The sequence below is a fragment of the Flavobacterium sp. genome (genome assembly GCF_039932285.1).
In the GTDB taxonomy this organism is placed as follows: domain Bacteria; phylum Bacteroidota; class Bacteroidia; order Flavobacteriales; family Flavobacteriaceae; genus Flavobacterium.
In genome coordinates, this window is record NZ_JBDTQE010000075.1 from 1 (window position 1) to 12,619 (window position 12,619).

Below are 12,619 nucleotides of genomic sequence, written 5' to 3' on the forward strand. Positions count from 1 at the left end.
ATAGCCACTTTCTTCTGAAATTACAGTTCCACCAGTTAATATTGCGATATCTTCAAGCATTGCTTTTCTTCTGTCACCAAAACCTGGAGCTTTAACAGCAGCAATTTTTAATGCGCCACGTAATTTATTTACTACCAATGTTGATAATGCTTCACCATCTACATCTTCGGCAATAATTAATAAAGGCTTTCCGGATTGTGCTACTGGCTCAAGAACTGGTAATAATTCTTTTAGAGAAGAAACTTTTTTGTCATACAAAAGGATGTATGGACTTTCTAATTCTGCATCCATTTTTTCTGGATTGGTAACAAAATATGGAGAAAGATATCCTCTGTCAAACTGCATTCCTTCTACAACATCTACATAAGTATCTGTTCCTTTTGCTTCTTCTACTGTGATAACTCCTTCTTTTCCAACTTTTGCGAAAGCATTAGCGATTAATTCTCCAATTACTTCGTCATTATTAGCAGAAATTGAGGCAATTTGTTTTATTTTTTCCGAATCACTTCCAACAACTTTGGCTTGTTTTGTCAAATCAGCAACAATAGCTTCAACAGCTTTGTCAATTCCTCTTTTCAAATCCATCGGATTTGCTCCAGCAGCTACATTTTTTAATCCTTCTTTTACAATGGCTTGTGCTAAAACTGTTGCGGTTGTAGTTCCGTCTCCAGCTAAATCGTTGGTTTTAGAAGCCACTTCTTTTACCATTTGTGCGCCCATATTTTCTAATGGGTCTTTCAATTCTATTTCTTTTGCAACGGTAACTCCATCTTTAGTAACTGTTGGTCCACCGAATGATTTTCCAATGATAACATTACGTCCTTTTGGTCCAAGTGTTACTTTTACTGCATTTGCTAATGCATCTACACCACGTTTTAATCCGTCACGTGCTTCTATATCAAATTTTATATCTTTTGCCATTTTGTTGTTTATTTATTGGTTTATTTGACTTTAGACAATTGCTAAAATGTCCTCTTCTCTCATTATCAAATAATCTTTTCCTTCTAATTTTAATTCGGTGCCTGCATATTTTCCGTAAAGTACAGAATCTCCAACTTTTACTGTAAGTGGCTCGTCTTTTTTGCCGTTTCCTACTGCAACTACAGTTCCTTTTTGTGGTTTTTCTTTGGCAGTATCTGGAATGAAAATTCCTGAAGCCGTTTTTGTCTCAGCAGCTACTGGTTCTATTAGAACTCTGTCTGAAAGTGGTTTAATATTTAATGCCATAATAATTTATGTTTGTTTTATTTTAATGATGTTATTGTCTTTTCAGAAATTATGCCAAGTGATTAAAACTGACAATTTTTCTTATAAAAAATGCCAGCATTGACAGGCTGGCATTTTGATTTTGTATTTCGTAAGAAACTATTTTTTAGTTTCTTCTGTTACTGGTTTCGCAGCTTCAGAAGTAGCTGGTGTTTCAGTTGGTTTTGTTTCTGTTTTTGCAGCTGCTGGAGTTGCTTGTGGTGCAGTAGGAATTGCTGGAGAAGTAACACTACTGTCATCAATTATTTTTGAACCAGTGTCGCTGTTTTCTCCATTAAAACTTAAACTAGACATTAAAATTAATACAATAAGTGCTGCTCCAAGATACCAAGTGCTTTTATCTAAAAAATCTGTTGTTTTTTGTACTCCACCCATTTGAGTTGAACCTCCTAATGAAGAAGATAATCCACCACCTTTAGGGTTTTGAACCATGATAACTACGATAAGTAAGAAACAAACTATTGTTATTAAGACTAAAAAAATTGTAAATGTGCTCATTGTTTAACTATTATTATTTTGTTGTAACATTTTTATATCCGAAATTCGGTCTGCAAAGAAAGTAATTTTTTCTGGATATTTCAAAATTAATATTTCATATGCCTGAATTGCTTTGCTATATTTTTTTTGTTCTAAATAAACCTTGGCTAAAGTTTCGGTCATTAAATAAGAATTATCTTCTGTTTTTATAGCAATAACAGGAGCTAAGTCATCTTTTTTGACTGGCGAAATTTTAGGGTTTGCTTCTATAAATTTGTCAATAATATCTAATTTTGAAGATAAATTATTTTCTTCAATAATGTTTTCTTCTCTAACTATTGGTTTTATTTTAGCTAATTGCAACCATTCTTGAAACGAGTGTGTTTCAGAATTGTTAAATGTTAAAGGTTTTCCTATTTCTAATTTTTCTTCAACGGTTATTTTTTCAATTTCTTCTAGAATTATTTCTTCTTTAATATCTTGATTGGATTCGATTATTGATGAGATAATCGATTTTTCGAGTTTGCTCACTTCTGTAGTTTCAATACCAACAATTTCTATAATTGTACTATCTACAACAGTTATGTCGAGAATTTGGGCTTCTTTTTCTTCGAAATAACCTTTTTGAATTCCTGTAAAATTTTCGGAAGTAATTAAATCAAATAAAATTGATCTATCTGTTGTAAATGCTGCGGTATTTTTTAATTCAGAATTATATTTGAAACTATCTTGCTTGTACAAACCTTTTAAATGCAAACTTCTTGCGCTTTGAAAATAAGGAAAATCATATAGAATTTGTTCTAAAGCAATGATTTGCCTATCATTGACGGCATCGGGTTTGTTAATTAGATAGGTGTATTCTGTTACGTTCATTTTCAGATTTTAATCTAATACATAGATTACCATTTTGCTAATGTAGCGTTAAACATATCTTGCGATATACGTTCGAAAATCAAGTCTAGAGATTTTTTTAGTTGCGCTCCTGTTGGCAGATTATTACCATCATAATCATCATAAAAAGTGAAACGTTTTTCGAAATCTTCCTCTGGTCTCTTTTTGTTTGAAAATTTAAGGTTGATAGTTATTGATAATCTACTTTGCGCTGCTGTTAAATCGGCTGTTGCAGTCATTGGGCTAATTCTGTAATCTACAATTTCGCCTTCATAAACTAAATCACCATCGGTTGATGTTAAATTTAAATTCGTTTGATTTTGAATTAAATCTTGTAAACGACGTGTGAAATCTCTATCTATTCCGGGTTCTATTAATTCTGAAATATTTTGAAAATAACCTACTTGAAAAGTTTTGGCATCAATTTTTCCTGTTCCAGTAAAGTTGTAAACTGAACAAGATTGAAGTAAAAAAAAAGGAAAAAGTAAGAATATATGTTTTATTTTATTCATTTTTATTTTAAAAATTGCTTTGCCAATTCAACAAGCGCTCGTGTCAAAGGTATTCAAATAATTATCAATTGTCAATTATTCATTATCAATTAAAGATCAAATTGTTTTATTTTTCTGTATAAAGTCCTTTCTGAAATACCCAATTCGTCGGCAGCAGCTTTGCGTTTTCCTTTGTTTTTTTCTAACGATTTTTTAATCATTTCAATTTCTCTTTGTTCCAATTTTAAGACTTCTTCCTCTTCGATTGTTTCTGCAAACAAATAATTGTCTTCATTTTCTTCAAAGTCATTTTCCTCGTTGTGATTATTGAAGGCTGTGTTTCTTGGCTCTTCTTCAAACGAAATTTCGCTGTCTGCTTCTTTAGAACCGTATATTTTTTGAATTAGATTAGTGTTGATTTCTTGCACTTTTGCCGAACCGTTTTTCATCAATTCCAACGTCAGTTTCTTTAAATCATGCAAATCACTTTTCATATCAAAAAGCACTTTGTATAAAATATCTCTTTCGGTCGAAAAGTCGCTTTCTGATTTTTTGCCACCAATAACGGAAGGTAAATTACTTCCTTCTTGTGGCAAATAAGACAATAAAGTATTACCCGAAATATCACGATTTGTTTCTAAAACGGAGATTTGCTCTGCCATATTTCTCAGCTGGCGAATGTTTCCTGACCAACGAAATTTCTGTAAAACCGAAACCGCATTGTCATCTAATTTTAAAGGAGGCATTTTGTATTTATGGGCAAAATCGGCAGCAAATTTCCTAAATAATAAATGAATATCATCTTTTCTGTCACGCAAAGGAGGTAATAAGATGTCTACAGTACTTAGTCTGTAATATAAATCTTCACGGAATTTTCCTTTTTCGATGGCATCAAATAAATTGACATTGGTTGCAGCCACAATTCGTACATTGGTTTTTTGCACTTGAGAGGAACCTACTTTTATAAATTCGCCATTTTCTAAAACGCGAAGCAAACGAACTTGTGTCGTTAGCGGCAATTCGCCCACTTCATCAAGGAATATTGTTCCGCCATCAGCTACTTCAAAATAACCTTCACGAGTTCCCGTTGCGCCTGTAAAAGCGCCTTTTTCGTGACCAAAAAGTTCACTATCTATAGTTCCTTCAGGAATGGCTCCGCAGTTTACAGCAATATATTTGCCGTGTTTTCTGTGCGAAAGAGAATGAATTATTCTTGGAATATTTTCTTTACCAACACCGCTTTCTCCAGCCACTAATACTGAAATATCAGTAGGAGCTACTTGTATCGCTTTTTCAATTGCACGATTAAGCTTCGGGTCGTTCCCAATAATCTCAAACCGTTGTTTTATACTTTGTACTGTTTCCATAATTTTAGCCACGAATTACACTAATTTGCACTAATTTTTTGCACTTAATTATTACTCTAATTTTTTAAACTATAACTCTTTTGTGTTGTAACAATTTATTTGAAAAGTTAGCAAGTATTCCTAATTTACTTTTCGTAATATTCATGTAGTTTAAAGTTTGAGCTATGTTTTCATCTATTAATAACTTTGTAGCTTTTACTTCTAATATGATTTCATTATAAACTACAAAATCTGCATAAAATTTCTTTTTAAGTGTATGTTCTTTGTATTCAATTACAAATTCTTTTTCTCTTTGAAAAGGAATGTTATGATTTGTAAACTCAATTTCAAGAGCTTCTTTATAAACAGCTTCTAAAAGCCCACCACCAAGAATCCTATGGACTTCCATACATAATCCAATGATTTTATAGTATTCATCTTGTTTATATAACTCCATGTAATTTATTATATTTAAAATTCGTGAAATATCACGTCAAAATAATTCGTGTTAATTTGTGTAATTCGTGGCTAAAACTAATTCATTCCACTCAAGCCAACTGCTATTCCCTTCAAAGTGCCACTGGTACAACTTTCAATCTTCACGTTCACAAAATCACCAATCTTATAATTTTCTTTAGGAAAAACCACTGTAATGCTTTGCGAGTTTCTTCCTGAAAACTCTTCTGTCGATTTTTTCGACATTTTTTCGACCAAAACCTCTACTGTTTGACCAATGAATTCTTCACTACGCAACCAAGCGTGTTTTTGTTGCAAATCGACAATTTCTTGTAATCTTCTGGCTTTTACTTCTTCGGTAACATCATCTTCCATTTTTCTTCCCGCTAGTGTACCAGGACGTTCGGAATAACTGTACATATAACCAAAATTATACTTTACATAGTTCATCAAACTCATTGTGTCTAGATGATCTTCTTCAGTTTCTGTCGGAAAACCAGCAATCATATCTTGCGAAATAGATGCGTTTGGAATAATAGCTCTAATTTTATCAATCAAAACCATATATTCTTCACGCGTATGCAAACGATTCATTTCCTTTAATATACGATTACTTCCAGATTGAACAGGCAGGTGAATGTGCTTACATATATTAGAGTGTTTCGCAATAACGTGTAAAACACTTTCATGCATGTCCTGTGGATTTGAAGTCGAAAAACGAATTCTCATCTTCGGAAAACCAACGGCCACCATCTCTAATAACTGATCAAAATCGACAGCAGTTGCTTTTTGCATTTCGGTAGCATTGGTAAAATCTTTTTTCAAGCCACCACCATACCAAAGATAACTATCTACATTCTGACCCAAAAGTGTAATTTCTTTAAAACCTTTATCCCACAAATCTTGAATTTCAGCCATGATACTTTGTGGTTCACGACTACGTTCACGACCTCGAGTAAAAGGAACTACACAAAACGTACACATATTATCGCAACCACGAGTGATGGAAACTAATGCTGTGATTCCGTTACTCATTAATCGAACGGGAGAAATATCTCCGTAAGTTTCATCCTTAGATAGAATCACATTTATCGCATCACGACCTTCTTCAACCTCGTTCAATAAATTAGGTAAATCTTTATAAGCATCAGGACCTACAACAAGATCAACTATTTTTTCTTCTTCAAGAAACTTGTCTTTCAAACGCTCCGCCATACAACCTAAAACGCCTACTTTCATCTTCGGATTAATACGCTTTACAGCATTATATTTCTCCAAACGCTTGCGAATAGTTTGTTCTGCTTTATCACGAATAGAACAGGTATTTACCAAAACCAAATCGGCTTCTTCTAAAACATTTGTGGAATTATAGCCATTTCCAGAAAGGATTGACGCTACAATTTCCGAGTCCGAAAAATTCATAGCACAACCATAACTCTCTATAAAAAGTTTTTTAGTGTTCTCGGGTTTGTTTTCTAAAATAAGACTTTCGCCTTGTTTGCTTTCTTCAATAATCTTTTCCATAAGTCAAATTCTTTGGCAAAGATAGTGCAAAACAAAAAATCTGACAAGATGGCAGTTTTATTTTAACAAAAATTTTATAAGGAGCTATTCCCGCTTTCCGTTACAAGTCCTCACAAAAAAAGTAAAGTTTCTAAAGTTCTAGAAAGAGCTTCCGTTGGTCGCTTTTCTAAAACAAGAAACTTTTACTTTTATTGCTCCGGGCTTTTCACTTCAATCTGGGCTAAAAAACACCTAGTCCAAAAGAAAATATTTCTAAAAACGCACCCAAAAAGATATTATATAAAAAAAACTTCTACTTTTGCCGAAGAAACAAACAAGCAATGGCAAAGAATTTAGTAATAGTCGAATCACCTGCAAAGGCAAAAACAATCGAAAAATTTCTTGGAGCAGATTTCCAAGTAGAATCAAGTTATGGGCATATTGCCGACTTGCCTTCTAAAGAAATTGGAGTAGATGTGTTAAATGGTTTTAAACCCAAATACGAAGTTTCGCCCGACAAAAAAGCGTTGGTTTCTAAACTAAAGACTTTAGCTAAAAATGCCGATATGGTTTGGTTAGCTTCCGATGAGGATCGCGAGGGAGAAGCCATTTCTTGGCATCTTGCCGAAGAATTAAAACTAGATCCTAAAAAAACAAAGCGTATTGTTTTTCATGAAATTACAAAAACTGCGATTCTTAAAGCCATCGATAATCCACGTGAGATAGATTATAATTTAGTCAATGCACAACAAGCACGTCGTGTTTTAGATAGATTAGTGGGTTACGAATTATCGCCAGTATTGTGGAGAAAAATAAAAGGAGGATTGTCAGCGGGAAGAGTGCAATCGGTTTCAGTTCGATTAATTGTAGAACGAGAAAGAGAAATCATCAATTTCAAACCTGTGGCTACTTATTCTGTTCAAGCTGAATTTACTAACGAAGCTGGAAAGTCATTCAAAGCAAAATTACCTAAGAATTTTAACACCAAAAAAGAAGCCGAAGATTTTTTAAATAAAAATATAGGTTCTATATATAAGGTAGGAGATTTAGAAACAAAACCTACCAAAAAAACACCAGCAGGACCATTTACTACATCGACTTTACAACAAGAAGCCGCTCGTAAATTATATTTACCAGTTGGAATCACGATGCAATTAGCACAACGTTTGTACGAAGCTGGACTCATTACTTACATGAGAACCGATAGTGTAAATTTATCGAAAGATGCGATGGAAGCGGCCCAAGCTGAAATTATTAAATCGTACGGTGCAGCATATGCTAAACCTCGAACTTTTGTCAATAAAAGCAAAGGCGCACAGGAAGCTCACGAAGCGATTCGTCCTACTGATATGTCGCAACATACTGTAAATATAGACCGTGACCAAGCGCGTTTGTACGATTTGATTTGGAAAAGAACACTTGCATCTCAAATGAGTGATGCGGAGTTGGAACGTACGAATGTTAAAATCGAGGCCAATAATCATTCGGAAAATTTTACAGCTTCTGGAGAAGTTATTAAATTTGAAGGGTTTCTAAAAGTATATTTAGAAGGTCATGATGATGACGAAGAAGAGCAAGAAGGAATGTTGCCTTCGATGAAAGTAAATGAAAAACTAATAAACAATTATATTACTGCTACCGAAAGATATTCTCGTGCAGCGGCAAGATATACGGAAGCTTCTTTGGTAAAAAAATTAGAAGAATTAGGTATTGGTCGTCCATCTACTTATGCGCCAACAATTTCTACAATTATTAATAGAAATTATGTCGAAAAAGGAAATTTAGAAGGTCAAGAAAGAAATTATACACAATTGACGCTTCAATCTGGTAAAGTAGGAGAGAAGTTGCTCAAAGAAAATACGGGTTCTGATAAAGGAAAATTGGTTCCAACAGACATTGGTACTATTGTTACCGATTTCTTAGTGAAGAATTTCGATAATATTTTAGATTATAATTTTACTGCCAAAGTAGAACAAGATTTCGATGAAATTGCCGAAGGAAACATCCAATGGGCAAAAATGATGCAAGATTTTTACGATAAATTTCACCCTACGGTAAAAGATGTCGAAGCTAATGCCGATAGAGAATCGGGCGAAAGAATTCTAGGAATAGATCCAAAATCTGGAAAACCTGTTTCTGTTCGTTTGGGTAAATTTGGACCGATGGCTCAAATTGGTGCTGCCGATGATGAAGAAAAAACATTTGCCAGTTTGCTAAAAGAACAAAATATAGGGAATATTACCTTAGAAGAAGTGTTGAATTTATTTTTACTTCCTAAAAATTTAGGCACGTATAAAGGAGAAGAAATTGAAGTTTCAAACGGACGTTACGGGCCTTTTATCCGTTTCGGAACCACTTTTGTTTCCTTACCAAAAGGCGAAGAACCATTAAATGTAGATTTAGCTCGTGCACAAGAATTAATCGACGAAAAATTATTAGCTGATGCTCCAGTGGCAGTTTACAAAGGTGAAGGCGTTCAAAAAGGAACGGGTCGTTTTGGACCTTTCTTAAAATGGAATGGCATTTTTATAAATGTAAGTACAAAATACAATTTCAATAATTTGTCACAACAAGACATTGAAACAATTATTGAAGATAAAATTCAAAAAAATATCGATAAGGTAATCCACAACTGGGAAGCTGAAGGGATTTTGGTTCAAAAAGCACGTTGGGGAAGATCTGAAATTACAAAAGGAAAAATCAAAATCGAATTAAGCAAAGATGTTGACGCTACAAAATTAACATTGGTAGAAGTGCAAGAAATGATTGCTAAAAAAACACCTGCAAAGAAAGCACCAGTTAAAAAAGCAACTACAGCTAAAAAACCCACAGCAAAGAAAGCGGTTGCTAAAAAGAAATAAGATATGGCATTTGATTTTTTACAACCATTAGACGAAAGTTTTTTAGAATTTATTCAAGGATTGTCACCGCAAACTTTGGGTAAGAAAGTTGTATTTCATACTGATACTGAATTTCCAAATATTGAAAATGCATCTATTGCAATAATAGGGGTTTTAGAAAATAGAGGATTGGGTGATACTAAAGAAATTGTCGATTTATCAAATATTAGAAAAGAATTTTATAGTTTGTTTCCAGGTAATTGGCAAAAGCAAATCGTCGATTTGGGAGATATAGTAGCGGGAGAATCATTAGAAGACACTTATTATGTTCTAAAAACCGCAATTGCTCAACTTGTTAAGAATAAAGTGGTTCCAATTGTTATAGGAGGTTCTCAAGATTTAACATATGCGATGTACCGTGCTTATGATTTGTTAGAGCAAATGGTCAATGTGGTTTCAATAGATAGTAAATTTGATTTTGCAAGAGATAATGCTTTACAGTCCGAATCGTATTTAACGAAAATGATTGTCGATGAGCCAAATAATTTATTTAATTATAGTAATATAGGTTTTCAAACTTATTTTAATGCGCAAGAGGAAATCGATTTAATAGAAAAACTATATTTTGATGCCTATCGTTTGGGAGAAGTTTGTAACAATTCAACTATTGCAGAACCGGTTTTTCGTGATGCAGATTTAGTAAGTGTTGATTTATTATCTGTAAAATCTTCAGATTCAGGGAATTTTGCTACATTTGTGCCTAATGGTTTCTCAGGTAAAGAAATTTGTTCTTTGTCAAGATATGCTGGAATTAGTGATAAAGTGAGTTCTTTGGGTATTTTTAATCATAAAAGTACTAAACAAGAATCAATTTTAATATCACAAATAATGTGGTACTTTGTTGAAGGATTTCATTTCCGATCTAATGAATATCCATTTGGAACAAAAGAAAATTATATTAAATATATAGTAACTCTGGAAGATGAGCTTGTCTTTTACAAGAGTAATATTACAGAACGATGGTGGATTGAAATCCCATTCTTATCAATTCGAAATAATAAGTTAAAAAAATCGACGTTATTACCATGTATGCATGAAGATTATTTAGCTGCTTGCTCAGGAGATGTACCAGAAAGATGGTGGAAAGCACAAAGAAAAAATATAATTTAATTTTATAATATTACAAAATAAGCTTAAAACAAACTATTTTTCATTTTTTTAAGGTTTTTTTAATAAAAAAATTGTTTTTTTGAAAATAAATAAATAGGTTTACGCCCTTAAAAGTTATGAATATATACTTAACCCAAATTTATATGAAGAAGTTCATTTTATTAGCAGTACTGGTTTCATTTTTATACAGCTGCGGTTCAGGAGACAAAGGAGAGCTTGTAGGTGTTAAAGGTAAAGCTTGGCATCCAGAGAAGCCTTTTGGAATGACATTAGTACCTGGTGGTGCTTTTATCATGGGAAAATCAGATGATGATTTAGCAAATGTACAAGATGCTCCAACTAAAACAGTTACTGTTCGTTCGTTTTACATGGATGAGACAGAAATAACAAATAGCGAGTACAGACAGTTTGTTTACTGGGTAAGAGATTCGATTGTTAGAACGCGTCTGGCTATTTTGGCAGATGAATTAGGTGAAAAAAATGATCCTAAATCTAAATCTTCTAAAAAAGGTGGAAGTATTGCGGATTATGCTTTTATTGATGCTGATACCACAAATATGAGTGTATATGATAAGTATATGTATGATAATTATTACAGTGTTGGTTCAGGTGATGATCCGTATGCTGGAAGAAAGGTTAATCATAAAATTGCTTTGAAATGGCAGACAGGTCAGTATCCAGATGATAAGTATACAGAGGTTATGGATTCTATGTATATTCCTTCAGAAGAGGCTTATAATGGATTAAGAACTCTTGATGTTGAAAAATTGAAATTCCGTTACTCTTGGTTAGATATTCAAGCGGCAGCAAAAGCAAAAAAAGGAAAACGTAAAGAATTCATTCGTAAAGAAGAAGTTAAAATTTATCCTGACACAACAGTTTGGATTAAAGATTTTGCTTACTCTTATAATGAGCCAATGCATAATGATTATTTCTGGCATCAAGCATACAGTGAGTATCCTGTTGTTGGTGTTACTTGGAAACAAGCCAAAGCATTCTGTGCTTGGAGAACTTTATATAAAAATTCATTTGTTAAAAAACAAAGAGGGAGAAATCAGGTAAATACATTTCGTTTGCCTACAGAAGCAGAATGGGAATATGCAGCTCGTGGAGGTATAGAGTCAGGTACTTATCCTTGGGGAGGTCCTTATGCTAGAAATGATAGAGGTTGTTATTTAGCTAATTTCAAACCATGTCGTGGGGATTATGCAGCAGATCAAGCTTTGTATACTGTTGAAGCTCAATCTTATGAGCCAAATGATTATAACTTATACAACATGTCTGGTAATGTAGCTGAGTGGACTGACTCTTCTTATGATCCTTCTGCTTATGAATATGTATCTACAATGAATCCAAATGTAAATGACATTAAAAACATGCGTAAGGTAACTCGTGGTGGTTCTTGGAAAGATGTAGCTTATTACTTGCAGGTAGGTACACGTGATTTCGAATATGCAGATTCTGCGAGAAGTTATATTGGTTTCCGTACATTACAAGATTATATGGGGACTGATGCAACTGGGAACGCAGGAAAATAATTAATTAACCAAACTTTATTTTTTATATTTAACTTAACTAAATTTTATTATTATGGCACTTTTAGGAAAAAAACAAATGAATTTCGCTTACGGTATGGGAGCAGCAGTTGTAATTGTTGGAGCATTATTCAAAATTACTCACTTCGAATTAGGGCCTTTAACAGGAACTTTAATGCTTTCGATCGGATTATTAACAGAAGCATTTATTTTTGCATTATCAGCATTTGAACCTGTTGAGCATGATTTAGACTGGTCATTAGTTTATCCTGAATTAGCTGGTGGTCAAGCTTCAGATAAGAAAAAAGAAGTAAAAGAAGATGCTCAAGGATTGTTATCTCAAAAATTAGATGCAATGTTAAAAGAAGCTAGAATTGACGGAGAATTAATGTCAAGTTTAGGGAATAGTATCAAAAACTTTGAAGGAGCTGCAAAAGCAATTTCTCCAACAGTAGATTCTATCTCTTCTCAAAAGAAATATGCTGAAGAAATGTCTATGGCAGCAGCTCAAATGGAATCATTAAATAGCTTATATAAAGTTCAATTAGAAAGTGCTACTCGTAATGCTCAAGCAAACAGCGAAATTGCTGATAACGCTTCTAAATTAAAAGAACAAATGCAGTCTATGACTTCTAACATTGCTT

Annotated in this window: 12 protein-coding genes; 4 read left to right on the forward strand and 8 right to left on the reverse strand. The window is 33.3% G+C overall.

Going from position 1 to position 12,619, the window contains the following annotated elements:
- From groEL to miaB, 8 genes are all read right to left on the reverse strand, one after another.
- Positions 1 to 921, reverse strand: a 921-nt coding sequence (groEL, locus tag ABI549_RS11635) for a chaperonin GroEL (RefSeq protein ID WP_348076632.1), incomplete at its 3' end; no start/stop codon positions are given.
- A 30-nt stretch (positions 922 to 951) separates the two neighbouring features.
- Positions 952 to 1,227 carry a co-chaperone GroES gene (locus ABI549_RS11640; RefSeq protein ID WP_348076633.1) on the reverse strand — a complete coding sequence of 92 codons (276 nt, stop codon included), beginning with the start codon at positions 1,225 to 1,227 and terminating at the stop codon, positions 952 to 954.
- Between the two features lie 138 nt (positions 1,228 to 1,365).
- The gene (gene secG, locus ABI549_RS11645; protein ID WP_348076634.1) at positions 1,366 to 1,764 is read right to left on the reverse strand and encodes a preprotein translocase subunit SecG; all 399 of its coding nucleotides are present in this window, start codon (positions 1,762 to 1,764) and stop codon (positions 1,366 to 1,368) included.
- 3 nt (positions 1,765 to 1,767) lie between these two features.
- Positions 1,768 to 2,616 carry a tetratricopeptide repeat protein gene (locus ABI549_RS11650; RefSeq protein WP_348076635.1) on the reverse strand — a complete coding sequence of 283 codons (849 nt, stop codon included), beginning with the start codon at positions 2,614 to 2,616 and terminating at the stop codon, positions 1,768 to 1,770.
- A gap of 26 nt (positions 2,617 to 2,642) precedes the next feature.
- Positions 2,643 to 3,146 carry an LptE family protein gene (locus ABI549_RS11655; protein WP_348076636.1) on the reverse strand — a complete coding sequence of 168 codons (504 nt, stop codon included), beginning with the start codon at positions 3,144 to 3,146 and terminating at the stop codon, positions 2,643 to 2,645.
- An 89-nt stretch (positions 3,147 to 3,235) separates the two neighbouring features.
- Positions 3,236 to 4,492 carry a sigma-54 dependent transcriptional regulator gene (locus tag ABI549_RS11660; RefSeq protein WP_348076637.1) on the reverse strand — a complete coding sequence of 419 codons (1,257 nt, stop codon included), beginning with the start codon at positions 4,490 to 4,492 and terminating at the stop codon, positions 3,236 to 3,238.
- Positions 4,493 to 4,556: 64 nt separating this feature from the next.
- Entirely contained in the window at positions 4,557 to 4,928 is a 372-nt protein-coding gene (locus tag ABI549_RS11665; RefSeq protein WP_348076638.1) for a GxxExxY protein, read from the reverse strand.
- A gap of 77 nt (positions 4,929 to 5,005) precedes the next feature.
- Positions 5,006 to 6,451 carry a tRNA (N6-isopentenyl adenosine(37)-C2)-methylthiotransferase MiaB gene (gene miaB, locus ABI549_RS11670; RefSeq protein ID WP_348076639.1) on the reverse strand — a complete coding sequence of 482 codons (1,446 nt, stop codon included), beginning with the start codon at positions 6,449 to 6,451 and terminating at the stop codon, positions 5,006 to 5,008.
- A 320-nt stretch (positions 6,452 to 6,771) separates the two neighbouring features.
- Between miaB and topA the strand changes: the two genes are divergently transcribed.
- From topA to gldL, 4 genes are all read left to right on the forward strand, one after another.
- On the forward strand, positions 6,772 to 9,291 hold the full coding sequence (gene topA, locus ABI549_RS11675; protein WP_348076640.1) for a type I DNA topoisomerase: 2,520 nt from the start codon (positions 6,772 to 6,774) through the stop codon (positions 9,289 to 9,291).
- Positions 9,292 to 9,294: 3 nt separating this feature from the next.
- Positions 9,295 to 10,440 (forward strand): formimidoylglutamase, encoded by a 1,146-nt coding sequence (locus ABI549_RS11680; protein WP_348076641.1) that lies wholly within the window; start codon positions 9,295 to 9,297, stop codon positions 10,438 to 10,440.
- Between the two features lie 143 nt (positions 10,441 to 10,583).
- Positions 10,584 to 11,978 carry a gliding motility lipoprotein GldK gene (gene gldK, locus ABI549_RS11685; RefSeq protein ID WP_348076642.1) on the forward strand — a complete coding sequence of 465 codons (1,395 nt, stop codon included), beginning with the start codon at positions 10,584 to 10,586 and terminating at the stop codon, positions 11,976 to 11,978.
- 52 nt (positions 11,979 to 12,030) lie between these two features.
- Positions 12,031 to 12,619 (forward strand): gliding motility protein GldL (gene gldL, locus ABI549_RS11690; RefSeq protein ID WP_348076643.1); only part of this gene is annotated, 589 nt, incomplete at its 3' end.